Consider the following 26,737-nt stretch of genomic DNA (forward strand, 5'->3'; position numbering starts at 1 on the left):
ACTCAGTCCTCGAAGGTATGACCCGGCCCGAGCCGGGCGCCGTCGCCGAGCACGTAGGCGGCGACACGGGATTTGTGCAAGGCGCGATCGCCCCAGGACGAATCCAGGGACCAGGCGCGTTTCATGAACATTTGCAGGTCGACTTCCCAGGTGTAACCCATGGCGCCATGCACCTGGATGCCGTGGCGGGCGGCCAGCCAGCTGGCTTCGCAGCAGGCCAGCCTGGCTTGCGAGACGTACACGTCGACGCCCCGCTCGCCCTTGGCCAGGGCATGGGCGGCGCGATAGAGCACCGGCTTGGCGAATTCGATCTTGGTCGCGACATCGGCCAGGTGGTGCTTGACCGCCTGGAAGCTGCCGATCGGCTTGCCGAACTGCTTGCGCTGGGCGACGTAGTCCACCGACAGGTCGAGCATGCGCTGGGCCAGGCCCAGCAGTTGCCCGGCCACCGACAAGGCGCCACGGTTCAGCGTTTCGGCCCACAGCGCGCGGCCTGCTTCGCCGCTGGCCAGGAGCGTCTCGGCGCCGGGCGTCCAGCTCACGCGGTAGAGGCGGCGCGAGGAATCGATGCTCGGGTTGGCTTCGACGTCGACCTGCGCGCGCGACAGCGCATGCACCTCGTCGCCGTGGGCGAGAATCAGCAGATCGGCGAGCTGGGCATCGGACACCAGCGGATTGACCGGGTGGCCGATGGCCAGGCGCACGCTGCCGGCGGCGATGCGCGGCAGCCAGGTTTCCCGTAGCGGGTTCCCAGCGGGCAAGCCGTTGAGCAGGCCGGCCGCGACATAGGCGGTGTCGGCCAGGGAGTCGGGGATGCCGTAGTAGCCGAGTTCCTGGGTCATCAGCGCCCAGGCCACGTCGTCCATGCCCAGGCCGCCGAACTCCTCGGGCACCGACAAGGCGGTCAGGCCCTGTTCGGCGATCTTGTTGCGCAGGTCGGGCGAGCGCCCGGCGTCGGTTTCCCAAATCTCGCGGAGCATTTCCGGCGCTGCCTCAGTCATCAGAAAACGACTGATGGCCTCGCGGAACGTGAGCTGGTCATCGGTAAAGGTAAAGTCCATGGCCCGCTCCTTACTTCGGCAGGCCGAGCATCCGCTCGGCGATGATGTTGCGCTGGATCTCGTTGGTGCCGGCGTAGATCGGCCCGGCCTGGGCGAACAGGAAGCCCTCCAGCCAACCGTCGCGGTCCGCCTCGGGGGCACTGGCCAGCAGCTCGCCGCGGGCCGCGAGGATACGCATGGCGGTTTCGTGCATCTTCAGGTCGAGCTCCGACCAGATGATCTTGTTGGTGCTCGACTCGGCGCCGATCTGCGCGCCGCGGCTCAGCCGGCCCACCGTGTGGTAGGCGGACAGCGCGTAGGCTTCGGTGCCCATCCAGGCCTCGAGCACCGCATCGCGGATGCTCGGGTCGCGGTCAGCGCTCTCGCGGTTGGCCTTGTACAGCTCCACCAGCTTGCGCGCGGTGGCCTGGAAACGCGCCGGCGAGCGCAGCAGCAGGCCGCGCTCGAAGCCGGCGGTGGCCATCGCCACATGCCAGCCCTGGCCTTCGTCGCCGATACGGTTGGCGACCGGCACGCGTACATCGTCGAAGAACACTTCGGCGAAGGCGTCCTGGCCGTTCAGCGCCTTGATCGGGCGAATGGTCACGCCCGGCGCATCCAGCGGCACCATCAGGAACGACAGGCCGTGGTGACGAGTCGAGCCTGGATCGCTGCGGAACAGGCCGAAGGCCATGTCGGCGAAGCTAGCGCGGGTCGACCAGGTCTTCTGCCCGTTGAGCACGTAATGCTCGCCGTCGCGGATCGCCTTGGAGCTGATGGCAGCCATGTCGGAACCGGCATTGGGCTCGGACCAGCCCTGCGCCCACATGATCTCGCTGGATGAGGTGCGCGGCAGGAAGTGGCGTTTCTGCGCCTCGGTGCCGAACTCCATCAGGGTCGGACCGAGTAGGTACTGGCCGTTCTGGTTGACGCGCATGGGCGCGCCGGCACCGTAGTACTCCTCCTCGAAGATCAGCCACTCGATCAGGTCGCAGCCGCGCCCGCCGAGGTGCTCCGGCCACATGACCATGGAGTAGCGAGCCTCGAACAGCTTCGCCTCCCAGGCGCGGTGTTGCTCGAAGCCTTCACGGGTGTCGCAGTGGGCCAGCGGCTCGCGCGGCACGTTGGCCGCCAGCCAGGCACGTACTTCCTGGCGGAAGGCTTGCTGTTTCGGGGTGTAGGCTAGGTCCATGGCGTTCTCTCAGAACTTCGCGTCGCGTTTTTCGACGAAGGCACGGCGGGTTTCCGCGGAATCCGGACTGGTGTAGGCCTGCAGGGTGAAGCCCTGCTCCCAGCGGTATTTGTCTTCCAGGTTGCCGTCTTCGATACCGTTCAGCGCTTCCTTGGCGATGCGGATCATCGACGGGCTCTTGGCGGCGATCTTGGCGGCGATTTCCAGCGCGGTTTCGCGCAGCTGTTCTTTCGGCACCACGCGCTCGATAAAACCGTATTGCGCCGCCTCGGGCGCGCCGATCTTGTCGCCGGTGAAGAACAGGTAACGGACCTTCTGTACCGGGAACAGGCGCTGCAGGTGCGCGCCGCCGCCCATGGCGCCACGGTCGACTTCCGGCAGGGCGAAGGTCGCGCACTCCGACGCGACGACGATGTCGGCGGCGCCGGTGATGCCGATGCCACCGCCGAGGACGAAGCCGTGCACGGCGACGATCACCGGCACCGGGTTGCGGTGCACGGCCTTGAAAGTCTCGTAGTTGCCGGCGTTGACCGCGACGATGCGCTCCGGATGGGCGTCCAGTTCCTTGATGTCGACGCCGGCGCAGAAGCCGCGGCCCTCGGCGCGGATGACGATGACCCGCACCTCGGGGTCGGCGCCCAGGGCGTCGATGTGCCGCGCCAGAGCCAGCCACTCATGGCTGTCCAGGGCGTTGACCGGTGGCTTGGCGAGCACCAGTTCAGCAATGCCCGCGTCGATCTGTGTAGTGAATGCTTGGCTCATGATTGCTCTCTCCAATACTCGGCAGGGGCGGCTCAGTTCAGTTGCTCGGCGCCCGCCTGGGACGCCGTACGGTTGCGCCGGGCGAGCAGCGCATCGAGGCAGTGCTCGGCCTCCTCGGCGATGTCCTCGATCACTTGCCGGCAGCTCTTCAGCTCGCCGATGGCCGCCGCCACCTGGCCGCTGGGCAAGATGCCCTCGTCGGGGAAGCCATCGACCATCGAGCGCTGCAGCAGCACCGGCTGGTTAGCGGCCATCACGGTTTGCGACACGGCGCCGGGGTCTTCCTTCAGCGCCTGGCGGAACACGCCGAGCATGTGCCCGAGGCTCATGCCGGTCTGCTGCTTCCACTGCCAGGCGCTGCGCAGGGCGATGCGCAGACGACCAAACGGCCCGGCCTGCTCCAGACGGTTGATAAAGGGGTTTTCGATCATGCGGTGGCGCATGCCGTCGACCGCGAGGGTGACCCGCACCTGCTGCGGATCGGCGACTTTCAGGTAGCGCTCCAGGGTCGCCGCCGGGGTCGGCGATTCGCGGGTCATCAGAAACCGCGTGCCCATGGCGATCCCCGCCGCACCGGCGGCCAGCGCACTGGCCAGGCCACGGCCGGTGGAGTAACCGCCGGCGGCGATCACCGGCACCGACACCGCCGCCAGCACCTGGGGCAGCAGGATCGAGCTGGGCACGCCGCCGGTGTGGCCGCCGCCCTCGCCGCCCTGGATGGTGATCAGGTCGGCGCCCAGTTCCACCGCCTTGAGGGCATGCTTGAGCGCGCCGACCGTGGGAATGCACAGCACCCCGGCGGCCTTGAAGCGGGCGATGGTCTGCTTGTCCGGGCCACGGCCGTAGCTGACGGCGCGCAGGCGGTACTGGATCGCCAGGTCGACGCACTGCGCGGCGTTTTCCTGGAACATGTGGAAATTCAGACCGAAGTTGCTACCACCGGTGGCGGCGATGACCTTCTTGATCTCGCCTTCGATGGCGTCGGCGGCGATGGTCGCCCCGGCGAGGAAGCCGAAGCCCCCCGCCTGGGTGGTGGCGATCACCATATTGGCATCGGCGACCCAGCCCATGGCCGTCTGCACGATCGGGTAGCGGCAACCCAGCGCTTCGGTCAGCGGTGTGTTCAGCCAGCTGCTCATGCCGGTTTCCCGTCGCCCGCAGCCTGCTTGTTGGCCTGGGCCATGCCCTTGGCATCGAAGCCGCCGAGCTTGTCGCCGGAGAGCAATTCGTTGTGGGCGTGGGCGAAGTGGTGCCAGGCGAATACCGCATCCATCGCGGTACGTTTGCCGGCCAGATCCTCGACGTGATTGATCGCCTGCTTGGTCAGCGCCAGGCCCATGCGCGGCTGCTTGGCGACTTTCTCCGCGAGTGCGTAGGTGGTCGCCTCAAGCTCCTCGCGCGACACCACGCGGTTGACCATGCCGACCTCGTAGGCACGGGCCGCCGGCATACGGTCGCCGGTGAAGAGGAATTCCTTGGCGATGCGCGGATCCATCTCGTAGGGATGGGCGAAGTACTCCACCCCCGGGATGCCCATGCGCACCACCGGGTCCTGGAAGAAGGCGTCGTCGCTGGCGACGATCAAGTCGCAGACCCAGGCCAGCATCAGCCCGCCGGCGATGCAGGCGCCCTGCACCATGGCGATGGTCGGCTTGGGCAGTTCGCGCCAGCGCCGGCACATGCCCAGGTACACCTCCTGCTCGCGGGCATACAGCTGCTCGCCGCCGGGCTTGTTGGTGTGGTCCCACCAGAGATGGGCGCGCTCGAACTCCTTGTTGATGTCGCGCCCCGGCGTGCCGATGTCATGGCCCGCCGAGAAATGCTTGCCCGCCCCGCGCAGCACGATGACCTTGACCGCATCATCGTTGACCGCCTGACGCAGCGCCGCATCCAGCGCATAGGTCATCTGCGAGTTCTGCGCGTTGTTGAAGCCTGGCCGGTTCATGGTCACCGTGGCGATACCGTCTGCCACGCTGTACAGCACCGGTTCTTCGGTCTCGTAGACCGAGTTGTCCTCGCGGAGGACGAATTCGCTGTCGCTCATCATCGATTTCCTCGTCTCAAGCCGCGCGGATGCCGGCAGGGTTGCCCTTGATCGCCGCGCCGCGGTAATCGTGGGGGTCGAGCCGGCGGATCAGCGCCAGCTGCTCGGCGGTCGGGTGTGCGGTTTCTTTCAGTTGCGGCGACTTGAGCAGCGGGAAGCCGGTTTTTTCCTGCACTTCCTCGAAGCTCACGCCCGGGTGCAGGGAACGCACCTGCACGGCGCGCTCGGGGCCGTCGAAATCCATCACGCAGAGGTCGGTGACGATCAGGCGGATGTCCATCAGGTCGCGGCGCACGCCCTCCGGCCAGCGCTCGGCCTTGAAGCCGACGCCGGAGACCATGTCCACCTCGCCGCTGACGAACACGCGGGTGTTGTGGTTCGGCACGAAGAACGAGTTGAGGTGGTTGATGCTGTTGCCCGGCAGGCCGCGCACGCCGAGGATCGCGGTCTTCGGCTTGTGGTAGTCGCCGACGCAGGACAGGTTGGTCTGGCCCCAGCGGTCGACCTGGGTCGGGCCGATCATGGCGTGGCGGCGACCGCCCCAGACGCACTCGAAGACCCGCTCGAAACTCAGGTAGCCGGAGTACTTGGGCACGTAATCGCCACGTGGGCCGAGCGGAATCGGCTCTTCGACCAGGAACGCCTCGCTGTCGGTCATCAGCAGTTCCGGGCTGTGGCTGAGCTTGGCCAGGCTGGCGCCCAGGCGCGGGATCACGCCCAGGCCCGAGGCGACCACTTCGCCGTTGCCGCGCCAGGCTTCGCTGGCGGCGACGATCATCAGTTCCGCGAGGGTGAAATCACAGGTAGCAGACATTTCCATCCTCCTCAGAACACCGGCATGGGCAGTTTGCCCAGGCGCTCGGCACCGCCGTTTTTGTCTTGGTAAGCCAGCTCGCCGGGGGCGACGAATTCGTCGACATAGGCCTGCCAGCCGCCCTCTTCGCCGGCACTGGCGACATACCGCTTGAAGTGGCTCATGTCCCAGCCGTAGTCGGACGGGCACGAAGTCGGGTGCGCACCGAACGGCGCATGCACCACACCGCTCACCAGGTAACGCTCGAAGGTGTTGCCGCGGGCCTGCTCGGCGGTCAGCTCGAGGCGTTCCTCAAGTTTTTCGCAGGACACGAAGCACTGCTGCGCGGCGCGGGCGAACAGGTGATCGAAATACGGGTCCGGGCCGGTCACCAGGGTGTTGCCCAGGCGGTCGGCGACGTTGACGTGGAGGAAGGCCACGTCCAGGTTCAGCGCCGGCATGGCCAGCAGCACTTCGCCGTCGTCGTAGGGCGACTGAATGGTCTTCAGCTCGGGATTGAGGCGGGTCACGTCGGTGGCCAGGCCACAGCGGGTCGGCAGGAACGGCAGGCGCATGCCGGCGGCGCGCAGGCCCCACTGGAACATGCCCTCGTCGACCTCCAGCAGCTCCAGCTCACCGGCCTCGCGGGCCTTGCGGTAATAGGGTTCGAGCGGGATGGCGTCGAGCGTGGCGAAGCCGAACACCAGTTTCTTGACCTTGCCGGCGGCACACAGCATGCCGACTTCCGGGCCGCCATAGGCGACCACGGTCAGGTCCTTGACGCTGGAACGCAGGATCTCGCGGACAATGGCCATCGGCTTGCGCCGCGGGCCCCAGCCGCCGAAGCCGATGGTCATGCCATCGCGCAGTTGGGCGACGGCATCGGCCGCCGTCAGTTGCTTATTCATGGCGTTACTCCTTACTGCTGGCCGACCGAGAAGTCGTGCCCCCAAATGCTCACGCGGGTGAATTCGAATGCCGAATGCTCGGCCCAGTCGACTTGCAAACCGCCAAAGCCGTACTCCAGGTCGAAGCCCGACGGGGTCTTCATGTAGAACGAGGTCATCTGGTCATTCAGGTGCTGACCGAGCGTCGCCGACAGCTGGACGTTGTGCGCCAGCAGGCGATCGTGGGCGCGACCCACTTCGGTCATCGAGTCCACTTCCACCATCACATGCACGCAGCCGGATGGCGTCGGGTATTCAGCCAGCGCCAGGGAGTGATGACGGGCGTTGCGGCAATGCAGGAAGTGGATGCGGATCGGCGGCGCCGACGGGTCGGGACGGAAGTTGAAGATGTCCGACAGCTCGAAACCCAGCACATCCTTGGCGAACGCCAGGGTCGCGTCGAAGTTCGGTGCCGGCAGCACGGCGTGGCCGAGGCCCATGTCGCCGGTGAGGAAGCGCGGCACGCCCTGCGGCGAAACGAACGGCAGGCAGTCGGAACGATGGCCCCAGCTCAGCTCGTGGCGGTTGCCGGACGGATCGACCACCACCGCCAGCGCCTGCACGCCGCGCTGCTCGACTTGCGCCGCGGAGCCCGGCTCCCAGCTCACACCGGCCTGATCCAGCGCCTTGACGGCGGCCTGGAACGCGGTGTCGTTGGCCAGCTCCCAGCCGGACGCCAGGTAACGCTGCTCCGGGCCTTCGACGATCAGCATGCGGAACGGCCGCTCGTCCATCTTCACATACAGGCCACCACCCGGCGCCGGCGTCACCATCATGCCGAGCACGTCCTCGGCGTAGCGCTGCCATTCACTGAGGTTCTCGATTTGAGCGACGAAATAGCTCAACCCGCGGATATCGATCATGTCCTGCTCCCGAATGACTGGACCCTTGATGGCACCATTGTGCGAAGTGCGGGCCAGCCCCTCATCGTCCGTTGAGACTAAGCAAATGGGGTGTCACGCCCCGCCCGATGGGCCGCAGCAGTCGTAGGGCGGGTGCAACCCGCGTGGCGCCCCTACCGGCGGGTTGCACCCGCCCTACCATGCCGATGTTCGGGTCGGCACCGCTGGTGGGTTACGCCGCTACGCGGCTAACCCACCCTACAAAAGCGGTGCGCAACACTTAACGGGTACATAGCCTTTTTCAACAGCCTGCTAGTCCGTTTCAATGATTCGACCCGGTTGCAGGTATTCCAAACTGCACGCACAACCAGACCGAGCCAAAGACGGGTGCCCCATGGAGTTTGCTTTCAACGACGAACAACGGCTGATCCAGGAGACGGCCGCACGCTTTCTCGCCGAAGTTTCCGACTCCGCCGCCGTGCGCGCGGCCATGGTCAGCGCACCGGGTTACGAACCTGCCGTGTGGGCGCGGATCGCCGAGGAGATGTATTGGCCGGCCCTGCACATCCCCGAGCAGTACGGCGGAATGGGGCTGGGCCTCGTCGAGCTGAGCATCCTGCTGGAGCAAATGGGCCGCTACCTGCTCTGCGCGCCCTTCTATGCCACCGCCTGCCTGGCCACCCCGGCGCTGCTGCTCAGCGACAACCAACAACTGAAAGAACAGTGGCTGCCCGCCATCGCCGCCGGCACCAGCACCGCCACCCTGGCCTTCGCTGGCAATAACAGCTGGGATGCCGACAGCGTGCAGGCCGAGGTGCAGCCATGCGCCAATGGCTACCGCCTGAACGGCGAGTACCTGCAGGTGGTCGACGGCGCCCAGGCCGAGCTGCTGATCGTCGCCGCCCGCAGCCCAGGCACGAGTGGCGAGGCCGGCATCAGCCTGTTCGCCCTGCCCGCCAGCACCCCTGGCGTGGCCCGCCACGCCCTGCCGACCCTGGACCAGACCCGGCGCCTCGCGCGCATCGAATTGCACAACGTCGAGCTGAGCGCCGCCGACCTGCTCGGCGCGTTCGGCGCAAGCGGGCCACTGCTGCGCGAGGTGCTGCAGATCGCCTGCATCGGCCTGGCCGCCGAGCAGGTCGGCGGCGCCCAGCAGGCGCTGGACCTGACCCTCGCCTACACCCGCGAGCGCCAGCAGTTCGGCCGCGCCATCGCCAGCTTCCAGGCGGTCAAACACCGCTGCGCCGACCTGATGCTGGAGCTCGAATGCGCCCGTTCGGCGGCCTATTACGCCGCCTGCGTGGCCCAGGAACGCCTCGACCCGCAGGGCGATGCGGCCGTGCGCAGCGAACTGGCGGTCGCCGCGGCGACGGCGAAGATCCATGCCTCGGAAGCCTTCTTCCACGGCGCCGCAGACGCCATCCAGCTGCATGGCGGCGTTGGCTTCACCTGGGAATACGACCCGCACCTGTATTTCAAACGCGCCCGCGCCAGCGAACAGTTCCTCGGCGCCCCGGCCGTGCACCGCGAGCGCCTGGCCGTCCAGATCCTAGGAGAACAGCTATGAAAATCGGCTTCAGCGCGCAAGACGAGCAGTTCCGCAAGGAAATCGCCGACTGGATGAGCACCCATCTGCGCGGCGCCTTCGAGCCCCTGCGCTTTCGCGGCGGGCCCGGCGACGAACACATGTTCCCCAGCGAACGCAAAGCCTGGGAGCGCGAACTGGCCGCCGGCGGCTGGACCGGCGTCGGCTTGGCGCCCGAGCACGGCGGCCGTGGCCTGAGCATCAGCCAACAGGTGATCTTCAACGAGGAATACGCCCGCGCCGGCGGCCCCGGACGCATGGGCCACATCGGCGAAGGCCTGGTCGCCCCGACCCTGGCCGCGTTCGGCACCCCCGCCCAGCAGCAACGCTTCCTGCCCGGCATCCTCGCCGGCACGCAGTTCTGGTGCCAGGGCTACTCAGAACCCGGCGCCGGCTCCGACCTGGCCAACGTCAAGACCCGCGCGGCACTCAACGAGGCGGGCGATAGCTGGCTGATCAGCGGCCAGAAAGTCTGGACCTCCATGGCCCACGAGTCGGACTGGTGCTTCGTCCTCGCCCGTACCGAGCCCGGCAGCGTCGGCCATCACGGCCTGTCGTTTCTGCTGGTGCCGATGGCGCAGGCCAACATCAGCGTGCAGCCGATCCAGCAACTGACCGGCACCGCGGAATTCAACGAGGTGTTCTTCGACCAGGCGCAAACCGCGGCGGACAACATGATCGGCCAGCCCGGCGACGGCTGGAAAATCGCCATGGCCCTGCTCGGCTTCGAGCGCGGCGTATCGACCCTCGGCCAGCAGATGCAGTTCCAGAACGAGCTGGAAGAGATCATCCGCATCGCCAAAAGCAACGGCGCCGCCCAGGACCCGATCCTGCGCCAGCGCCTGGCCCAGGCCTGGGCCGGCCTCAAAGTGCTGCGCTACAACTCGTTGCGCATGCTCTCCGGCAGCCAGGACGGCAGCCTGCGCCGCGAAGCGATGATCTACAAACTGGCCTGGTCCACCTGGCACGCCGAGCTCGGCAAACTGGCCATGGACGTGCTCGGCGCCGCCGGCGAAATCCTCGAAGGCGCACACTACGAGCTGTCCCGCCTGCAGTCGCTGTTTCTCTTCACCCGCGCCGACACCATTTACGGCGGCAGCAACGAGATCCAGCGCAACATCATCGCCGAGCGCGCCCTCGGCATGCCCCGCGAACCCAGGGCACGGGCCTGAACGCCCTTTGCCCGCTCCTCTTGACCGGCCTCTGGCCGGTCTTTTTTTTCTTGGAGATTCACCATGACCACTACGTTAGATGACCGCCTGGCGATCCAGGACCTGCTCTACCGCTATGCCCGCGCCGCCGACGACAAGGACACGGCCGCCTACCGCGCCTGCTTCTCCAGCAACGGTGTCGCCGTTAACTGGGCGGATTTCGAGGTAAACGACGGCGCGACCATCATCGACTCGCTCAGCCAGTACCAGTGGACCATGCACAAGGTGTTCAACCATGCCTTCGAGGTCGAGGGCGATCGTGCCCGGGGCTACACCTACTGCCTGGCGACCCACGTAGCTGACGAGCAAGGGCAGCGCCGCAAGGAGGACTGGCACGTTCGCTACGACGACGAACTGCTGCGCGAAAACGGCCAATGGCGCTTCCTGCGGCGCGAAGTGCAGGTCGGCCTGATCGAAAAAGTCGACCTGCCGGACTGACAGACCGGCAACCACGCCCCCGAGGTTTCGCAAGAACGAAGACAGCCCGCATCACGAAGCGAAACCCCACAAGGGCGGATAGCGCGGCGCGTTATCCGCCCTACCGCTCGCCATCCAGCGAAACTTCCGCACACTCCGCAACGCCCCTGTCAGCAGGCCGAACGGAGTCGTTACGGAAGGGGCCAGGCGCGCAGCCACGAGCGTGCGTAATTGCATCGCATTTGACCGCCCAATTGCATTGCCACTGACCAGTCAACTTCATTCGTGTTGACCATCCTCTTGCATTCGGCTTGACCAATACACGCCGCAGTGACGACCGGCAGCACGCGGCCCATAACGGACACTAACGCCCAAGGTAAGCGGCGGCGGAGGGAGCGCAACGAGTGGAGGGCACCAACCAGGGCCATGAAAATGGCGAAGCCATGGCCCTGGCTGGTGTCCGCTTGACCGATAAGTTAGACGCTGAATTTTGAGCCGGGTGCTGCATTTGCCGTGTGTGACCGCGCCCTGGTTTTTGACTTGGCGTTGTTTCTGTATGTGATTCCGCACGTTGCGTACACTTAATCAGCCTCTGGTTCTGAGACGATTGGTGTGCTGGCCGCTCATCTGTAAAAGTCTGCTAAATGGTTATTGCAAGATAGCGATGCATCTATTTAGCAATTCTTCATTGTCTATGATCACTAGATTCAATTTCTTTCTGGATCTTGTGATGTTTTGGAATAGCATCTTTGGCGGATCGTAGTACGCCCCACCTTTATAAATTAAATCGCCATTGCCAGCATAGGAGAAGAACTTATCAATCGTTATCGCTACGCCGTCAAATTCTTGTCCGATTACTTGGTGCGAAGTTCTGCTGGATGCTTCTGAGTATTTCTCATGATGCTCTTTATTGTATTGTGATGGTGTGAATCTCAAAATTTCCCATTTGCTATCATCAAGCGCATCGAGGTAACTTTTTGCGTCTTCGGTGATGTTGAAATAATTTATTTCAATATTGCCATTGCTTGATATGGGCAGAGATCTTTTATTGTTGAATAGCATTTTTATGAATGCGGCGATTTCTTTGTTTGTTCTTATCTTCTCCGATAGTTTGTATCGGGTGATTGGGCTAATTGAGCCAATCTTCGCGCTAACATCTCTCTTTTCTTCCCAGTTTGCTAGCGTTTGAAGTTTGTCGTGTGAGAAGATGCAGCAGCATTTTGCTAGCCTTGCTTTCTCAATGATGGTGTCTAGTTGGCTTGGGTAGATTCGTTGAGCCTCATCGATGATAACTAAATCATAATTTGCAAGATCGTGGTTACTGTAGTTTTTTATTGGGGTAATCGCCCAGCCATTTTTTATCAACTCTGCGTGACCGTCATTTAGTTGTCCGCAGTGAATGATGAGCGGCTTTCTTTTACTTTCTATAAGATGCTTTGCGATGTCGTATGTTAATAGGGTCTTTCCTGTTCCCGCGCTACCTATGATTGAAATGAATTTCGCTGCTTTGGGTGGTTTCAGGGAATCAATGATTTGATTCTTCACATCTTCTTGCTGGTGCGTTAAAAAATATTCACCAGCCAAGAATTTTTTCGTAGAGTTGAAAGGTGAAACTAGATAATCCGATGGGCTGAATAGTGCATCCGGAACCTCCGTATCCTCTATATCCTGGTTGGTGAGTAATTCCGATAAATGGTCAAATTTGGTTTTTTCTAGTTGATCATCATCTCGCAGGAAGTGCAGCTCTTGGGATTCGGACACAAAGGTGAAGGCGTAAACTTTCCTCCCAATGAAACTCAAGTAGTATTTGTTTCGTATTAGTTGTTTCTTAATTTTTTCTTCCGAGCAGCTATTCTTGAGCTCTATGTTTATGATGCATTTTCGGCCAAAGCGAAGCAAATCAAACTCTTTGCCTATCTGTGGAATTTTGTAACCCACATAAAACCTGTCGAAGGTTCCTATGCTGCACCCAATGTCGCTCAGGGCCTTGGTTAGACTTCTTAGATCTTCAATTTCCGCGCCTTTGATTCCTATGCCATAGTGCCTCAAGAACCCCTTGAATCCTTCTTCTTTCAATGAGTCTTTTGCTTGCAGTAGCGATTGGATGTTTACTCGTTTCAACATTTCTGTTTGTTTGTTCTTTTGAAGGTGGATCGATTAATCCGAGTGGATGGGCAAGTGGATCAATTAACATTGGCCTAACGATTAGGCTAACGGGCAGGCTTTTGCTTTCCAGCGAACGAAGTGAGCGAAAGTTGAGCGCATTGTTAGATGGAACCTCCACGCTGGATGTATTGGCCAAGAGCGATACTAGCGACGAAAGCGATAAAGCACATTACGCCGCCGCGTTGAATGCGACACTGGCTTGCGGGTAGAAGCTTTGGCGACAGGAACCACCATGGGCTTAATGATGCTGGCAGCCTGCGAGATGGAGTGTTTTCGCGCTCAACCATAGCAGCAAGGTAGCCTGGATAGGAATTGGTGGAAAACGCTGCGCGGTTTTCCACCCTACTCGAGCTCGAGGGCGGTGTAGGGTGGACAACGTTGACTTGTCCACCAGCTTTGCGATCGGCCGCTCTTGGCCGCTTTCTGCCGCTCACCCCTCCGGCGCGCACTGGTTAAACCTCATGCAAGAGGATGGTCAGTAGGAATGCAATTGGGTGGTCGAGTCAGTGCAATTACGCCACGAGCGACATGAATGTCACGACGACTGCATGGATGCAGGGAAGCCAAAACCGAGAGCGTCGGTCAGGCCATGGGTGGCCTGATCGACAGAGGACGCCGGGCTCGTGCCCCGGCCCCGGCGCACTCAGGGCCTACAAGCCGCTGGCATAGAAATGCGGGTTGTCCAGACCGTCCTTGCCATAGCGCAGCGCATCGCCGGCCAGGGTGCGGATCTGTCCACCGGCCGCGGCCAGCACCGCATGCCCGGCGGCGATATCCCACTCCATGGTGCGCCCCAGGCGCGGATAGAGATCCGCCTCGCCGGCGGCGACCAGACAGATCTTCAGCGATGAGCCGGCGCTTTTCAGCGAGCGTACCTTGCGCCCGTCGAGGAATTTATCCAGCGCTTCGGCATCGCCATGGGAGCGGCTGGCGACCACGTCCAGGCCCTCTTCCGACACCGCCCGGCAGTGGATGGCCTGGCGCTGCCCGGCCTGTTCGATAAAGGCTCCGCAACCACGGGCACCGGCGAACAGACGCTCCAGCGCGGGGGCCAGAACCACGCCGAGCACCGGTTCGCCGTTATCGATCAGGGCGATATTGACGGTGAACTCGCCATTGCGATTGATGAATTCCTTGGTGCCGTCCAGCGGGTCCACCAGCCAGAAGCGCTGACCCACCTCGGGTACCTGACCGGCGGCGGCGGCCTCTTCGGAGATCACCGGGATCTCCGGCGTGCGCGCCGCCAAGGCTTGCAGAATCAAGGCCTCGGCACGTTCGTCGGCCTCGGTCACCGGGGACGCATCCTCCTTGCCGCGCACCTCGAAATCCGAACGGTACACCGCCAACACCAGCTCGCCCGCTGCGCGAGTAATGCCGATGACGTCTTCGAGCAGAACAGCCATTGGCTCGTTCATGGGTCTCTCCTGTTTTTTTGTTCGAGTAATCCATACGGCCTATGCGCCGTTTTCCGGATAGGAGAACAGTACCGACATCCACGGCATCGCCAATCAGCAAATGGATGTTTAACAGGAGCTCCTGTGTCCCACGGCAAGCAGTTATCCATTCCACAGATCAACACGCTACGCCTGCGCGCCGTGCAATTGCGCATCGCCGGCAATACGCTCAAGGCGATCACCCAGGACACCGGCCTCTCACCGCCGACCATCATCGCGGCCTACAAGGCCTGGCAAAGTGGCGGCTGGAATGCCGTCCCGGTGCGCGAGCGCGGGCGCAAACAAGGCGAAGGCCGCAGCCTCTCGGCGCAGCAAGAGCAGCACATTTACCAGTTGCTGGTCAGCTCGCCGCCGGAGCGGCACCAGTTGCCCTTCCTGCTCTGGCAGCTGGAGGCCATGCAAGCGCTGGTCAAGCGCCTGCACGATATCGACCTGCCGGAGCGCACCGCCGCCCATTACCTGCAACGCTGGCAGCTGAATGCCGAGCGCCCGGCCAAGCGCGTCGCCAATGCCGCGCCGGCGGTGCAGCGCTGGTACCGCGGCACCTACCAACAGATCCTCGCTCAGGCCCGCACGGAGAACGGCGAGATCCACTGGATCGACGACTTCGGCGCGCGCAACGCGCAGGGCAAGCTCAGTTACGGAGTGCTACGCGCGGTCAGCAACCGCGGCAAGGTGCTCTGGCTCCCTTACGAAGGCGGATTGCGCGCCCCCCACCTGGAAGAGTTCTTCGAGCGCCTGCAACGTTCGGCCGAACGCAAGGTGTTCGCCCTGCTCTCGGGCATGCACTGGCAGCGCGCCGCCACGTTCAGCACCTGGGCCGGGGAACGCGCGGAGCGCCTGCAGCTGTTCCACCTGCCCGAAGCCAACGAGATGCTCAGCGGTGCCCGCGAGCTGGCGACGCACATCCGTCAACAGGCCGTCCGCGCCAGCAATGACGATGCGCTCGACAGCGCGCCCGATGCCGCCCCCAGCCTTCCCAGCAACCCCATGCTGCACATGTTGCGCCTGATGTTAAAACATCAACTCGCGCATAAATCCGAGCGACAGGGGTTGTACGTTGAGAAACGACAACAACAAAGAGCGGAGAAAAAATCTATGACGCTTACTCATCTACAACGCCTGGAAGCCGAGAGCATCCAGGCGATGCGCGAAGTGGTCGCCGAAGCCGACAACCCGGTCATGCTCTACTCCATCGGCAAGGACAGCGCAGTCATGCTGCACCTGGCGATGAAGGCCTTCTATCCGGCCAAGCCACCCTTTCCCTTGCTGCATGTCGACACCACCTGGAAGTTCCAGGACATGTATCGCTTCCGCGATCAGATGGTGTCCAAACTGGGCCTGGAGCTGCTGACCCACACCAACCCGGAAGGCCTTGAGATGGGCATCAGCCCGTTCAAGCACGGCTCGCAGATCCACACCGAGATCATGAAGACCGAGGGTCTGAAACAGGCGTTGGATCACTACGGCTTCGACGCGGCCTTCGGCGGCGCACGCCGTGACGAGGAGAAATCGCGGGCCAAGGAACGAATTTTCTCCTTCCGCTCCGACCAGCACCGCTGGGACCCGAAGAATCAGCGCCCGGAACTCTGGCACCTGTACAACACGCGCAAACACAAGGGTGAGTCGATCCGCGTGTTCCCCCTGTCCAACTGGACCGAGCTGGACATCTGGCAATACATCCATCTGGAGAACATCCCGATCGTCCCGCTGTACTTCTCCGCGCCGCGCCCGGTGGTCGAGCGCGACGGCATGCTGATCATGGTCGATGACGAGCGCATGCCGCTCAACCCTGGCGAAGTGCCGATGATCCGCAACGTGCGCTTCCGCACCCTGGGTTGCTACCCACTCACCGGCGCCGTCGAATCCGATGCCGACACCCTGCCCAAGATCATTCAGGAAATGCTGCTGACCCGCACTTCCGAGCGCCAGGGCCGCATGATCGACCACGACTCGGCGGCATCGATGGAGAAGAAAAAACAAGAGGGGTACTTCTAATGGCACACGTATCTGACCTGATTGCCGAGGACATCGAGCAATACCTCAAAGCCCACGAGCACAAGAGCCTGCTGCGCTTCATCACCTGCGGCAGCGTGGACGACGGCAAGAGCACCCTGATCGGACGCCTGCTGTACGACTCGAAAATGCTCTTCGAAGACCAGATGGAAGCACTGGAAGCCGACTCCAAGAAAGTCGGCACCCAGGGCGGCGAGCTGGACTTCGCCCTGCTGGTGGACGGCCTGGCCGCCGAGCGCGAGCAAGGCATCACCATCGACGTGGCCTACCGTTTCTTCTCCACCGATCAGCGCAAGTTCATCGTCGCCGACACCCCCGGCCACGAGCAGTACACCCGCAACATGGTCACCGGCGCCTCCACCGCGGACGTGGCGGTGGTGATGATCGATGCCCGCCGTGGCGTGCTGACCCAATCCAGGCGTCACAGCTTCCTGGCCTCGCTGATCGGCATTCGCAAGGTGGTGCTGGCCGTCAACAAGATGGACTTGATGGACTACTCGGAGAAGGTCTTCAACGACATCGTTGACGACTACCGCGCCTTCGCCAAGCAGATCAATCTGCAAGATGTCACCGCCATCCCCATGTCGGCGCTACGCGGTGAAAACATCACCGAGCAGAGCGCGCACATGCCCTGGTACCGCGGCACCACGCTGATGGGCTACCTGGAAACCGTCGAGATCGACGAAGCGCACCAGCAGAAGCTGTCGTTCCGCATGCCGGTGCAGTGGGTCAACCGTCCCAACCTGGATTTCCGGGGTTTCACCGGCACCATCGCCAGCGGCGTGGTCCGCCCCGGTGACCGCGTACGGGTGTTGCCGGCCGGGCAAGAGAGCCATATCGCCCGCATCGTCACCCTCGACGGTGACCTGCAGCAGGCCGTGGCCGGACAGTCCATCACCCTGACCCTGACCGACGAAGTCGATTGCAGTCGCGGCGACGTGCTGGCCACCGCAGAAGACCCGGCCAGCGTGGCCGACCAGTTCCAGGTCAGCCTGATCTGGATGCACGAGCAGCCCATGCTCGGCGGTCGCCCCTACCTGATGAAGATCGGTGGCAAGACCCTGCCGGTGACCCTGGCGGCGCCCAAGTACAAGATCAACGTCAACACCATGGAGCACCTGGCGACCAAGGAACTGGCGCTGAACGAAATCGGCGTGTGCAACCTCTCCAGCAGCCAGCCGATCGCCTTCGACCCCTACAAGGACAACCGCGAAACCGGCAGTTTCATCCTCATCGACCGCCTGACCAACGCCACCGTTGGTGCGGGCCTGATCGAGTTCTCCCTGCGCCGCTCGCAGAACATCCATATGCAGCACGTCGACGTGAGCAAGAAGGCGCGCGCCGAGCAGATGGGTCAGAAGCCGGCGCTGCTGTGGTTCACCGGCCTGTCCGGGGCCGGCAAGTCGGCCATCGCCAACCTGCTGGAAACCCGCCTGTACGCCCGCGGCCGGCATACCTATCTGCTCGACGGCGACAACGTGCGCCACGGCCTGAACCGCGACCTGGGCTTCACCGACGCCGACCGCGTGGAGAACATCCGCCGGGTGGCCGAGGTCGGCAAGCTGTTCGTCGACGCCGGCCTGATCGCCATCACCGCCTTCATCTCGCCCTTCCAGTCCGAGCGTGAAATGGCCCGCAAGCTGCTGGGTGAGAATGAGTTCCTCGAGATCTTCATTGACACGCCGCTGGCCGTGGCCGAAGAGCGCGATCCGAAGGGGCTGTACAAGAAGGTTCGCCGTGGTGAGTTGAAAAACTTCACCGGCATCGACTCGCCTTACGAGGCCCCGGCCGCCCCCGACATCCACATCCAGACCACGCGGATGACGCCGGAGCAGGCGGTGGAGCGGATCATCGCCACGCTGATTGAGCGCGAAATCATCAGCCCGGATTACTGACAGACGCGCTCTGCCCCGCAATGGCGTCACGCCCTTGCGGGGCAAGCCGCGCGGCTAGTCCGTCTGGATGAGGAAAACTTTTCTCGCTCGCCCTTACATTGACCGACGCGCCATTCGCGCCGCCGCCCTGCGGCGGCCCCGAATGCCCGCTCGTTCAGGAGAGTCACAACAATGACAACAAGCTCCATTGACGAAAAGCTGCTCAGCGGCCAGACCTGGTCCGAGTTCTGCGATCACCTGAAGCGCTGTGGCGAGCAGATTCTGCGCCCGGAAACGCCAGCCGATCCGGCCACCCGTGCCGAAGGTTTCCGCTACCTGACGCGCCTGCTGCGCATCGGCCTGGAGATGCACATCGAGTTCGCCGATCCGGCCTTCCCGAGCTTCTTCAAGACCTCCCACGAGACCGCGAAGATCGGTGCCGACAACCCGGACAACCTCTACGAATACGCGCGCCTGGACGGCACCCTGGAATACCGCATCACAGGTCAGCGCGGCAGCGTCGCCTACCTGAGCTTCGGCACCCAGAAAGGCGGCTACGAAACCGGTGGCACCATGACCCAAACCGGTTTCATCGATGCCAGCCAGTTACAGGTCGATGCCCAGGGCAACTTCGAAATCATCCTCAGCCGCGAGCCGCAACCGGGCAACTGGCTGAAAATGGAAGACGCCAGCAACGCCCTGATCGTGCGCCAGACGTTTCTTGACCGTCGCAGCGAAGTGCCGGCCAAGCTGAGCATCGAGCGCATCGGCACCGACTCCAAGCCCAAGGCCCTCGACCCGGCGACCTTCCAGCAAGGCCTGGCGCGCGTATCCAGCTTCGTGGAAAACACCGCCAAGCTGTTTGCCGACTGGGCGCAAAGCTATCAGCCCCACAGCAACCAGCTGCCGCCGGCCGACCAGGCCGTGTGCCAGGCCGTGGGCGGCGACCCGAACATCTTCTACTACCACTCGCACTGGGCGCTGGCCGAGGACGAGGCGCTGGTCATCCACATCGACAAGGTGCCGGACTGCGACTTCTGGAACCTGCAGATCAACAACTACTGGATGGAGTCGCTGGACTACCGCTACCACCGCATCTGCTTCAACAAGCACCAGGCCCAGTACGACGACAAGGGCGGCGTGACCCTGGTACTCAGCGAGCGTGATCCGGGCGTGGCCAACTGGCTGCAAACCGCCGGCGTACGCCAGGGCACCCTGTGCCTGCGCTGGGTCGGTGCCCAGGAGCAATGCCACCCCACCACCCAGGTCGTAAAAGTATCTGCAGTCGCGGAGGCCCTATGAACGCGCACACCCGAATTCAAGATTTGACCGTCGACAACCTGCTGGCTACCGCCATCGAGCGCGCCAAGGGCCTGAGCAATTTTGGCGATGACAACTATCGCCAGGCTCTGCAGGCGCTACTCGATGCCCTGGCTGGCGAAGCCGAGCTGTCGCAGACCGGCCTGTATCTGATGCAGGAAAGGCTGGTCGGGCAACTGGTCAACCGCCTGGTGATGGAGGATTACCTGAGCCGCTATCCGGAAATCACCCAGATAGAGCTCGACGATCCGCTAGTCATCGTCGGTCTGCCACGCACCGGCACCACCATGTTGCAGCGCACCCTGGCCGTTGACCCACGGTTCTACTCGGCCGCCTGGTGGGAGACCCGCTATCCGGCACCGCTGGAAGACGAAACCCTGGCCGTGCCGGCCAAGCGCATCGCCCAGGCCAAGGCCGAGGTCGAGCTGATGGCCGAGGCCATCCCGCAGATCCTCGCCATCCACCCGCTGGATGCCGTGCTCTGCGACGAAGAGTTCATGCTCATGGAACACTCCTTCCTGTGCGCCATGGATGCCTACGCCAACGTGCCCAGCTATACCCGCTGGCTGGATCAGCAAGATCAGCGCCCGGTCTACACCCAGTTGAAAAGAATGCTGCAGTTCCTGCAGTGGCAGAAGAACCAGCGTGGCGAGCCTGCTGGCCAACGCTGGCTGCTGAAAGCCCCCCAGCACCTGCACACCTTGCACCTGTTGCTGGATGTTTTCCCCAAGGCGCAGGTCATTTTGACCCACCGCGAACCTGCCCAGACCATCCCCTCGATGGCCAGCATGGCCCACACCCTGTGGCAGATGTACAGCGACAACCCGGACCCGAAAGCCGCCGGCACCCAGTGGAACAGCCGCATGGCGCGAGGCATCCGGCACACCATGCAGGTCCGCGACCAGCACGCTGCCGAGCGCTTCCTCGACATCAACTTCGCCGACACCGTGGCCAAGCCGATGGAGGTGCTGGAAACGGTTTACGCCTTCGCCAATCTGCCGTTCACCGACAAGGCCCGCGCCGACGCACAGGTCTGGCTATCGCAAAACAGCCGGGAAAAACGCGCCAGCCACGACTACAGCCTGGAGCGCTTCGGTCTGAACGAAGCACAGATGACCCAGGACTACATGGAATATCGCGCCCGTCATCTGAGCGCCAATCACTAAACGCAGGCTGGAGGAATCATGGAAAAACTCATGTTGAGCTTGTGGAAACAACCACAACACAGCGCCGAGCAATGGCGCCAAGCCTTGCTCGGCCTGCACGACGAGCTGACGGCCGTCGGTGCACAAAACATCCGCGTAATGGTGGTCGATGAGGCGGTGGCCGCCGCGGCCGAGCAGCGCATCACCAATAGCGCCGTCCCCCTGGACGGGATGCTCTCGCTGTGGCTGGACAGTGCCTTGCAACTGCCCTCCATCCAGAAGCTTCTGACACCTTTGACCAGCCGCCTGGATGCGTATCTGGTTTCGGAATCCGAGCCCTACCCCGAGGAGCGCGAGGCGCGCGCAGCCAAATACCGGGTGCCGCTTGGCCAGCGCACCCCCGGCATGAATCAGGTGGTGCTGCTGCGCAAGCCGGATCGGATGAGCTACGAGCAGTGGTACGACGCCTGGCGCAATGAACACGGGCCTCAGGCCTACCCGCTGCAGTCGATCTTCGGCTACCGCCAGAACACCGTGGTACGCGCGCTCACCTCCGGGGCGCCGGAGTTGCACGCCATCGTCGAAGAACTCTTCCCGCCCGAGGCGATTGGCAATCAGCAAGGCTTCTTCGACGCCCTGGGCGATCCGGACAAATGCGCGCAGCGGCGGCAGGCCATGTACGAATCGACCAGCCACTTTATCGACTTCAAGCAGATCGACTGCATCCTCACCAGCGAATACCAGCTCAGTGTCTAAGAGCACAGGAGGCTTCCCATGTTGGATCTAGAAGCAATCGAGCTGATCAAGCAGCTCAAGGCGCGCTATTTCCGCGCCATCGACACCTGCAACATTGAGCTGCTGCAGGGCATGCTCACCGAAGACATCGCCCTGTCGTTCAAGAGCCCTGCCTACCAGTTCCACGTCAACGGCCTGGGCGATGCGCTGGACTTCTACCGCACCTCGTTCACCAAGACCCGCCTGGCCACCCACAACGGTCACACCCCGGAAATCGAAGTCGATGGCGACCAAGCCAAGGCCCTTTGGTACCTGAGCTACGTGTTCATCAACCTCGAGGAAAACACCCACATGCACGGCAGCGCGATCTACCAGGATCGCTACGTCAAGCGCGAGGGCCGCTGGATGATCGCCGAGACGGGCTACGAAACCCTGCTGGAGACCATCCAGCCGTTGAGCGCACAGCTGCAGATCACCTCCAAGCCCATCAACTGAAACAGGAGCGAGTCATGGCCAAGGCTGAAAACATCGTTACGTCGATCAAGGTTGAAATCAACGCACCCGCCAGCCTGGTCTGGGAAGTGCTCACCGATCTGGACAACTATGCGCAGTGGAACAGCTTCTGCCCCAGCATCCGCTGCGGCATGCAGCTCGGCGACGAGGTACATATGCAGGTACTTACCCCCGATACCGGCGAAACCGTTCCAGTCTTCGAATACCTGGTGGCCTGCGATCCCGAGCAGCTGTTGTCCTGGGAGCAGCGCCCCGTCCCGGAAAACATGGACGCCGCTCGCCGCGATCAGTACATCAAGGCCATCGATGCCAATCGCTGCAGCTACTTCACCACCGACATTTTCCTGGGCCTGAACCAGGACACCATCATGAGTGAACACGGTGCCTGGGTGAAAAAAGGCTTCGACCAGGTCGCCCTGGATCTGAAACGGCGCGCCGAAGAACTGCACGCCAGCCGCGCCTGAGCGGCCCATTCGCCATCACAAGAACAAGAAGGTAATTGCCATGTTGCTGAAAGATAAAGTTGTCATCATTTCCGGTATCGGTCCTGGCCTGGGCATCAAGTTGGCCGTACGCGCCGCCGAATACCAGGCCAAGGCCGTGGTGTTGGCCACTCGCACCCCGGCCAAGCTGGACCAGGCCGAACAGGCCATCCGCGACGCCGGCTACAGCACTCCGGTGCTGAAGGTTCCCACCGACATTGCCCAGGTCGAGCAGTGCCAGAAGCTCGCCGAACTCACCGTCGAGCACTTCGGCCAGATCGACGCCCTGATCAACTCCGCCTATGCCCATGGCGCTTGGGGCAGCTCCGGCGAGTCGTCAATGGACGACTGGCGCAAGGCCATGGACGTCAACCTGTTCGGCACCATGCAGATGACCCACGCCGTACTGCCGCAGATGAAGAAGCAGAAGTCGGGCAGCATCGTGATGATCAACACCATGGCCACCCGCGTCCCCAACCAACTGGAATCCGGCTATGCCGTCTCCAAGGGCGCGTTGAAAACCGCCGTGCAGTACCTGGCCCAGGATCTCGGCCCGTTCGGCATCCGCGTCAACTCCACCTTCATGGGCTGGATGTGGGGTGCACCGGTGGCTGGCTACTTCAAGAGCGAAGCCAAGCGCCTGGGCGTGCCGATGGAGTCGCTGGTCGACCAGGTCGCCCAGCAGATTGCCCTGCGCAAGATCCCCGAAGACAGCGACTGCGCCATGGCCGCCCTGTACCTGGCCAGCGACTTCGCCAAGGTCGTTACCGGCGCGCAACTGGACGTCAACGGCGGCCACTTCCTGCCCTACTAAGCACTTAAGGCGACAGGGACGTCGCCCTTGCCCGCGGCCGCGCCAACCTGGCCCCGCTACGCCCGCATCTGGAGACGTCGACCATGTTGGATCTAGTTGCCATCGAGCAGATCAAACAGCTCAAGGCCCGTTATTTCCGCGGCATCGATACCTGCAACCTCGAACTGCTGCGTAGCATCCTCGCACCCGACGTGAAGATCAGCTTCGACAGCCCGACCTACCAGTTCGAGCTCAACGGACTGGATCAGGCCATCGAGTTCTACCGCAGCAGCTTCACCAACCGCCGTTTCGGCATGCACAACGGCCACACCCCGGAAATCACCGTCAACGGCGATGAAGCCACTGGCCTCTGGTACCTCAACGACCTGTTCATCAACCTCGACGAGCAGACCCTGCTCAACGGCAGCGCCATCTACGAGGATCACTACGTCAAACTGCAGGGCGAGTGGCGCATCCTTCGGACCGGCTACAAGCGGCTGCTGGAGATGATCGGACCGCTGGACGCGCAGTGGCGGATCACCTCCCGGCCGATCGACTGACCGGCCGTTGCCGCCGGTGCAGCGCAAAAGGCCCGCATCACGCGGTTTTTTTTTGCGCTCTGGCCAGGGCCTAGCGGTAGACCTTGACCAGCTCGTTGAGCGCATTGCGCACCTCGCCGCAGCGGTTGCCGGCGGCGTCGAAGAACAACTGGAAGTACTGGAACGTCTGCCAGCGTGATCGCCTGTCAGTCGGACGCCGGCGGACGCAGGCAACCGACAGCCATGGCGACCAGGCTGTCGAGCAAGGCCGAGGATTCCAGCTGCGTCGGAATGTCTTCCAGTACCGAGCGGATCACGCTGCGTAATCCCTGCCCGAGCAAATACGCCGCCAAGGCGGGGTGTTGCGTGGTGATCTCATGCTCGTACATGCGCAGGAGCGGCAGCCAGGTCGCTTCGATGAATTCACCTGCCGTGCGGTAAGGGCCGCGCCACATCCCCAGGTGAAGGGCGGAGTGGTAACGCAAGTGAAAGGCCTTGTTCAATTTGAACAGCCGTGTTTCGACACGAATGATGTTGGCCAGAATGTCCCGCAGCGCCGGTTTCAACGGCACGCCAACCAGCCTTTCGCGCACCCTCAGTAGCTGTTCGGATTCCTCGTCGAGAACACGCTCATACAGCAAGGAAACGATGGCGTCCTTGTTGGGGAAATATTGATAGATCGAGCCGACCGCAACCCCGGATACCTCCGCAATGCGGGCGACGGTCAGCGCCTCCTCGCCTGCTTCATCCAGTATCCGCAGGCACGCTTGTTCCACGGCGTCGACCAGTGCACGAGAGCGTGATTGCATCGGGCGTTTGCGTAACGCGGGAAGCTGCTCCGAGGTTGGCCAAGAGCCCATTGTGGGTTCACTGCCTTTCTTGTTCATGGGAATCCGAGTGTCGTTATTGGCGGCGCGCCAACAATTCTATTTTTATTATATAAATCAATTATTTATGAAGATATTGAGCGGCATTGAAATGCGAATATCTCGGCACTTGCGACGTCAGTATGATCGTTTCCGTCGATCAGACAACCTCAAACCGTGCGTAGTGAATGCGCCAAAAAAGATCGGAAGTTCCAAGCCCACCGGGAGATTGTCCATGTCGTCATCTTTCACTGTCCGCCCCCTCGGCATCAGCATCGGCGCCGAAGTGCTTGACCTGGATCCTGCCTCAGTATTTTTGCCAGAAACGTTGGCCGCGCTCGAGGCGGCACTCGTCAAGCATGAAGCCATCGTGCTGCACGTTCCTGACTTACGACCCGAGCAACAGCTGGCGATTGCCCGGTATTTCGGCGAACCGGAAGTTCACACCTTCTATCCCAACCTGGGCGAGGGTTTTGAGCAGATCACCGTGATCGACTCCAAGCTGGGCGATCGGGCCGATATGTGGCACCACGACGAGAGCTTTCTGCCCAGCCCGCCGATTGTCACCATGACTCATGCGCAGATCCTGCCGCCGTGTGGCGGCGACACCTGCTGGATCAGCATGACCACGGCCTACGACGCATTGTCCGAGCGCATGAAGCACTACCTCGAAGGTCTCAGCGCCTGGCACGACATGAACGGGCCGATGACGGCCGCCCTGCGCCAGAACGTGGTGACGCACGAGCGCTATCTCGAGGTCATCAGCATGAACCGACGGCACTTGCATCCGCTGGTCATTCAGCACCCGGTGACAGGCCGCAAGGCGCTGTATCTGAGCCCGACCTACACCACCCATATCGACGGCCTGGCCATCCCCGAAAGCGATGCGATCCTCGCCTACCTGCACACCCATTGCCAACACGTTCACTTCGGGTTCCGCCATCGCTGGCGCGTCGGTGACATGGTGCTCTGGGACAACCGTAGCGTGCTCCACAACGCCATCCTGGACTATCAACCGCACCAACGGCGCATGCAGCGCACCTCGGTATTCGCTCGCGGCCCTTTCCACGCGTGATTCGTTGATGGACTGATCACCGTTTACAACAGTTGCTCAAGAGGAAACAGCCATGTTGAAGGATGAGCTGAACTACGATTTGCTGGCCCGTTACATTCCCAGGCCAGGTCGCCATGCGCTGCTGCCCGAACTGACACCGCGCCAGAGCGTGGCGTTGCTGTGCCGGGTGTTGTCCCGCGAAGGCTATAACGACCACATCGCCGGCCACATCACCGTTCGCCAGGACGACGGCACTTACCTGGCCAACCCGTGGGAACTCACCTGGGGTGAAGTGACCGCCTCGGATATCGTGCGCCTAGATCAGCAAGGCAAGGTGATCGAGGGTGAATGGAACATCACCCCGGCCATCAACCTGCACATTGACGTACACGCCGCCCGGCATGATGTCGGCGTGGTGATCCACAATCATCCGCAATGGGGATCGGTATGGTCGGCGGTCGGGCGCATTCCGCCGATCTACGACCAGACCTCCGCCCTGGTCGACACCGACCCGGTGCTCTATGACGAGTACCGCGGCACGGTCGAAGACACCGAACTGGGCCGCGCCGTCGTGGACGCACTGGGTACGCAGAAATGGGCATTGCTGGCCAATCACGGTGTGCTGGTGGTGGCCAACGGCATCCGCCAGGCGCACTTGCGCGCCATCACCCTGGAGTGGCGTAGCCGCCTGGCCTGGCGTGTCGAAGCGCTTGGCGGCGGCTCACCCCTGCCCGCCAGCGTCGCCCGTGCGACCGGTGAGCGCACCGACGCCAATGGGTTCCCATTCCTGTGGGAAGCCATGGCTCGGGAGGAAATCCGGCGCGATCCAACCGTTCTGGAATAAGTCTTTTGCACCGCTGGACGGCGGCAGGGCAGACGCCCATGCCGCCGGCACTTGGCGAGTGCGATTGAAGAGCAAGAGCTCAATTTACATGACAGGCTCAAAG

The 26,737-nt window shown here is 62.7% G+C and carries 25 protein-coding genes; 14 read left to right on the top strand and 11 right to left on the bottom strand.

What is annotated here, in order from left to right; translation table 11 throughout:
• Positions 1-2: 2 nt before the first annotated feature.
• The 8 genes from D3880_RS17185 to D3880_RS17220 are packed head-to-tail and all read right to left on the bottom strand — an operon-like array spanning position 3 to position 7,641.
• On the bottom strand, positions 3-1,061 hold the full coding sequence (locus D3880_RS17185; RefSeq protein ID WP_119894639.1) for an acyl-CoA dehydrogenase family protein: 1,059 nt from the start codon (positions 1,059-1,061) through the stop codon (positions 3-5).
• 10 nt (positions 1,062-1,071) lie between these two features.
• Positions 1,072-2,232 carry an acyl-CoA dehydrogenase family protein gene (locus tag D3880_RS17190; RefSeq protein ID WP_119894640.1) on the bottom strand — a complete coding sequence of 387 codons (1,161 nt, stop codon included), beginning with the start codon at positions 2,230-2,232 and terminating at the stop codon, positions 1,072-1,074.
• A 9-nt stretch (positions 2,233-2,241) separates the two neighbouring features.
• Positions 2,242-2,994 carry an enoyl-CoA hydratase family protein gene (locus D3880_RS17195; RefSeq protein ID WP_119894641.1) on the bottom strand — a complete coding sequence of 251 codons (753 nt, stop codon included), beginning with the start codon at positions 2,992-2,994 and terminating at the stop codon, positions 2,242-2,244.
• A 32-nt stretch (positions 2,995-3,026) separates the two neighbouring features.
• Positions 3,027-4,133 carry an NAD(P)H-dependent flavin oxidoreductase gene (locus tag D3880_RS17200; protein ID WP_119894642.1) on the bottom strand — a complete coding sequence of 369 codons (1,107 nt, stop codon included), beginning with the start codon at positions 4,131-4,133 and terminating at the stop codon, positions 3,027-3,029.
• Positions 4,130-5,041, bottom strand: a complete 912-nt coding sequence (locus D3880_RS17205; protein ID WP_177412183.1) for an enoyl-CoA hydratase — start codon at positions 5,039-5,041, stop codon at positions 4,130-4,132. Before D3880_RS17205 ends, D3880_RS17200 begins: the two co-directional genes overlap by 4 nt.
• Before the next feature lie 13 nt (positions 5,042-5,054).
• Entirely contained in the window at positions 5,055-5,852 is a 798-nt protein-coding gene (locus D3880_RS17210) for a CoA-transferase subunit beta (RefSeq protein ID WP_119894644.1), read from the bottom strand.
• Positions 5,853-5,863: 11 nt separating this feature from the next.
• The gene (locus D3880_RS17215; protein WP_119894645.1) at positions 5,864-6,739 is read right to left on the bottom strand and encodes a CoA transferase subunit A; all 876 of its coding nucleotides are present in this window, start codon (positions 6,737-6,739) and stop codon (positions 5,864-5,866) included.
• Between the two features lie 11 nt (positions 6,740-6,750).
• Positions 6,751-7,641 carry a VOC family protein gene (locus tag D3880_RS17220; protein ID WP_119894646.1) on the bottom strand — a complete coding sequence of 297 codons (891 nt, stop codon included), beginning with the start codon at positions 7,639-7,641 and terminating at the stop codon, positions 6,751-6,753.
• Positions 7,642-8,014: 373 nt separating this feature from the next.
• Here D3880_RS17220 and D3880_RS17225 point away from each other — a divergent pair, with 373 nt between their 5' ends.
• The 3 genes from D3880_RS17225 to D3880_RS17235 all read left to right on the top strand — a co-directional run bounded on the left by D3880_RS17225 (position 8,015) and on the right by D3880_RS17235 (position 10,854).
• Positions 8,015-9,187: an acyl-CoA dehydrogenase family protein gene (locus D3880_RS17225; protein ID WP_119894647.1), complete on the top strand. Its 1,173-nt coding sequence runs from the start codon at positions 8,015-8,017 to the stop codon at positions 9,185-9,187.
• Positions 9,184-10,377: an acyl-CoA dehydrogenase family protein gene (locus D3880_RS17230; protein ID WP_119894648.1), complete on the top strand. Its 1,194-nt coding sequence runs from the start codon at positions 9,184-9,186 to the stop codon at positions 10,375-10,377. Before D3880_RS17225 ends, D3880_RS17230 begins: the two co-directional genes overlap by 4 nt.
• Before the next feature lie 63 nt (positions 10,378-10,440).
• The gene (locus D3880_RS17235; RefSeq protein WP_119894649.1) at positions 10,441-10,854 is read left to right on the top strand and encodes a nuclear transport factor 2 family protein; all 414 of its coding nucleotides are present in this window, start codon (positions 10,441-10,443) and stop codon (positions 10,852-10,854) included.
• A gap of 627 nt (positions 10,855-11,481) precedes the next feature.
• On the opposite strand, the gene D3880_RS17240 is transcribed toward D3880_RS17235, so the two are convergent.
• Both D3880_RS17240 and cysQ read right to left on the bottom strand, forming a co-directional pair.
• Positions 11,482-12,957: an ATP-binding protein gene (locus D3880_RS17240; RefSeq protein WP_119894650.1), complete on the bottom strand. Its 1,476-nt coding sequence runs from the start codon at positions 12,955-12,957 to the stop codon at positions 11,482-11,484.
• A 692-nt stretch (positions 12,958-13,649) separates the two neighbouring features.
• A complete protein-coding gene (cysQ, locus tag D3880_RS17245) occupies positions 13,650-14,414 on the bottom strand; it encodes a 3'(2'),5'-bisphosphate nucleotidase CysQ (RefSeq protein WP_119894651.1) in 765 nt (254 codons plus the stop codon).
• A gap of 1,137 nt (positions 14,415-15,551) precedes the next feature.
• On the opposite strand from cysQ, the gene cysD reads away from it, so the two are divergent.
• The 9 genes from cysD (at position 15,552) to D3880_RS17290 (ending at position 23,891) form a co-directional block, all read left to right on the top strand.
• Complete coding sequence (gene cysD / locus D3880_RS22955) at positions 15,552-16,451, top strand: sulfate adenylyltransferase subunit CysD (RefSeq protein ID WP_238474462.1); 900 nt, start codon at positions 15,552-15,554, stop codon at positions 16,449-16,451.
• Complete coding sequence (gene cysN, locus D3880_RS17255; protein WP_119894653.1) at positions 16,451-18,364, top strand: sulfate adenylyltransferase subunit CysN; 1,914 nt, start codon at positions 16,451-16,453, stop codon at positions 18,362-18,364. Before cysD ends, cysN begins: the two co-directional genes overlap by 1 nt.
• A 171-nt stretch (positions 18,365-18,535) precedes the next feature.
• Complete coding sequence (locus D3880_RS17260; protein ID WP_119894654.1) at positions 18,536-19,645, top strand: DUF1214 domain-containing protein; 1,110 nt, start codon at positions 18,536-18,538, stop codon at positions 19,643-19,645.
• Positions 19,642-20,829, top strand: coding sequence for a sulfotransferase family protein (locus D3880_RS17265; protein ID WP_119894655.1), 1,188 nt, complete (start codon positions 19,642-19,644; stop codon positions 20,827-20,829). The genes D3880_RS17260 and D3880_RS17265 overlap by 4 nt, the downstream gene beginning before the upstream one ends.
• Positions 20,830-20,847: 18 nt before the next feature.
• Positions 20,848-21,564: an EthD domain-containing protein gene (locus D3880_RS17270; protein ID WP_119894656.1), complete on the top strand. Its 717-nt coding sequence runs from the start codon at positions 20,848-20,850 to the stop codon at positions 21,562-21,564.
• 18 nt (positions 21,565-21,582) lie between these two features.
• Positions 21,583-22,038 (top strand): nuclear transport factor 2 family protein, encoded by a 456-nt coding sequence (locus tag D3880_RS17275; RefSeq protein ID WP_119894657.1) that lies wholly within the window; start codon positions 21,583-21,585, stop codon positions 22,036-22,038.
• Between the two features lie 14 nt (positions 22,039-22,052).
• On the top strand, positions 22,053-22,520 hold the full coding sequence (locus tag D3880_RS17280; RefSeq protein ID WP_119894658.1) for an SRPBCC domain-containing protein: 468 nt from the start codon (positions 22,053-22,055) through the stop codon (positions 22,518-22,520).
• 40 nt (positions 22,521-22,560) lie between these two features.
• Entirely contained in the window at positions 22,561-23,352 is a 792-nt protein-coding gene (locus tag D3880_RS17285; RefSeq protein WP_119894659.1) for an SDR family oxidoreductase, read from the top strand.
• 83 nt (positions 23,353-23,435) lie between these two features.
• On the top strand, positions 23,436-23,891 hold the full coding sequence (locus D3880_RS17290) for a nuclear transport factor 2 family protein (RefSeq protein ID WP_119894660.1): 456 nt from the start codon (positions 23,436-23,438) through the stop codon (positions 23,889-23,891).
• 185 nt (positions 23,892-24,076) lie between these two features.
• Here the strand turns inward: D3880_RS17290 and D3880_RS17295 are convergent, their stop codons facing one another.
• Positions 24,077-24,757 (bottom strand): TetR/AcrR family transcriptional regulator, encoded by a 681-nt coding sequence (locus tag D3880_RS17295; protein ID WP_119894661.1) that lies wholly within the window; start codon positions 24,755-24,757, stop codon positions 24,077-24,079.
• A gap of 214 nt (positions 24,758-24,971) precedes the next feature.
• On the opposite strand from D3880_RS17295, the gene D3880_RS17300 reads away from it, so the two are divergent.
• Complete coding sequence (locus tag D3880_RS17300) at positions 24,972-25,811, top strand: TauD/TfdA dioxygenase family protein (RefSeq protein WP_119894662.1); 840 nt, start codon at positions 24,972-24,974, stop codon at positions 25,809-25,811.
• A gap of 52 nt (positions 25,812-25,863) precedes the next feature.
• Positions 25,864-26,634, top strand: coding sequence for a class II aldolase/adducin family protein (locus D3880_RS17305; RefSeq protein WP_119894663.1), 771 nt, complete (start codon positions 25,864-25,866; stop codon positions 26,632-26,634).
• Positions 26,635-26,737: the final 103 nt, after the last annotated feature.

The organism is Pseudomonas cavernae (genome assembly GCF_003595175.1).
GTDB lineage: Bacteria > Pseudomonadota > Gammaproteobacteria > Pseudomonadales > Pseudomonadaceae > Aquipseudomonas > Aquipseudomonas cavernae.

Excerpts from the sequence above, each read along its gene's own strand:
- D3880_RS17260 (WP_119894654.1), top strand. The coding sequence starts at position 18,536 with ATGACAACAAGCTCCATTGACGAAAAGCTGCTCAGCGGCCAGACCTGG.
- D3880_RS17220 (WP_119894646.1), bottom strand. The coding sequence starts at position 7,641 with ATGATCGATATCCGCGGGTTGAGCTATTTCGTCGCTCAAATCGAGAAC.
- D3880_RS17235 (WP_119894649.1), top strand. The coding sequence starts at position 10,441 with ATGACCACTACGTTAGATGACCGCCTGGCGATCCAGGACCTGCTCTAC.
- D3880_RS17195 (WP_119894641.1), bottom strand. The coding sequence starts at position 2,994 with ATGAGCCAAGCATTCACTACACAGATCGACGCGGGCATTGCTGAACTG.
- D3880_RS17205 (WP_177412183.1), bottom strand. The coding sequence starts at position 5,041 with ATGATGAGCGACAGCGAATTCGTCCTCCGCGAGGACAACTCGGTCTAC.
- D3880_RS17210 (WP_119894644.1), bottom strand. The coding sequence starts at position 5,852 with ATGTCTGCTACCTGTGATTTCACCCTCGCGGAACTGATGATCGTCGCC.
- D3880_RS17215 (WP_119894645.1), bottom strand. The coding sequence starts at position 6,739 with ATGAATAAGCAACTGACGGCGGCCGATGCCGTCGCCCAACTGCGCGAT.
- D3880_RS17270 (WP_119894656.1), top strand. The coding sequence starts at position 20,848 with ATGGAAAAACTCATGTTGAGCTTGTGGAAACAACCACAACACAGCGCC.
- D3880_RS17290 (WP_119894660.1), top strand. The coding sequence starts at position 23,436 with ATGTTGGATCTAGTTGCCATCGAGCAGATCAAACAGCTCAAGGCCCGT.
- cysN (WP_119894653.1), top strand. The coding sequence starts at position 16,451 with ATGGCACACGTATCTGACCTGATTGCCGAGGACATCGAGCAATACCTC.
- D3880_RS17240 (WP_119894650.1), bottom strand. The coding sequence starts at position 12,957 with ATGTTGAAACGAGTAAACATCCAATCGCTACTGCAAGCAAAAGACTCA.
- D3880_RS17225 (WP_119894647.1), top strand. The coding sequence starts at position 8,015 with ATGGAGTTTGCTTTCAACGACGAACAACGGCTGATCCAGGAGACGGCC.
- D3880_RS17275 (WP_119894657.1), top strand. The coding sequence starts at position 21,583 with ATGTTGGATCTAGAAGCAATCGAGCTGATCAAGCAGCTCAAGGCGCGC.
- D3880_RS17265 (WP_119894655.1), top strand. The coding sequence starts at position 19,642 with ATGAACGCGCACACCCGAATTCAAGATTTGACCGTCGACAACCTGCTG.
- D3880_RS17300 (WP_119894662.1), top strand. The coding sequence starts at position 24,972 with ATGTCGTCATCTTTCACTGTCCGCCCCCTCGGCATCAGCATCGGCGCC.
- D3880_RS17190 (WP_119894640.1), bottom strand. The coding sequence starts at position 2,232 with ATGGACCTAGCCTACACCCCGAAACAGCAAGCCTTCCGCCAGGAAGTA.
- D3880_RS17305 (WP_119894663.1), top strand. The coding sequence starts at position 25,864 with ATGTTGAAGGATGAGCTGAACTACGATTTGCTGGCCCGTTACATTCCC.
- D3880_RS17280 (WP_119894658.1), top strand. The coding sequence starts at position 22,053 with ATGGCCAAGGCTGAAAACATCGTTACGTCGATCAAGGTTGAAATCAAC.
- cysQ (WP_119894651.1), bottom strand. The coding sequence starts at position 14,414 with ATGAACGAGCCAATGGCTGTTCTGCTCGAAGACGTCATCGGCATTACT.
- D3880_RS17230 (WP_119894648.1), top strand. The coding sequence starts at position 9,184 with ATGAAAATCGGCTTCAGCGCGCAAGACGAGCAGTTCCGCAAGGAAATC.
- D3880_RS17200 (WP_119894642.1), bottom strand. The coding sequence starts at position 4,133 with ATGAGCAGCTGGCTGAACACACCGCTGACCGAAGCGCTGGGTTGCCGC.
- D3880_RS17285 (WP_119894659.1), top strand. The coding sequence starts at position 22,561 with ATGTTGCTGAAAGATAAAGTTGTCATCATTTCCGGTATCGGTCCTGGC.
- D3880_RS17185 (WP_119894639.1), bottom strand. The coding sequence starts at position 1,061 with ATGGACTTTACCTTTACCGATGACCAGCTCACGTTCCGCGAGGCCATC.
- cysD (WP_238474462.1), top strand. The coding sequence starts at position 15,552 with ATGACGCTTACTCATCTACAACGCCTGGAAGCCGAGAGCATCCAGGCG.
- D3880_RS17295 (WP_119894661.1), bottom strand. The coding sequence starts at position 24,757 with ATGAACAAGAAAGGCAGTGAACCCACAATGGGCTCTTGGCCAACCTCG.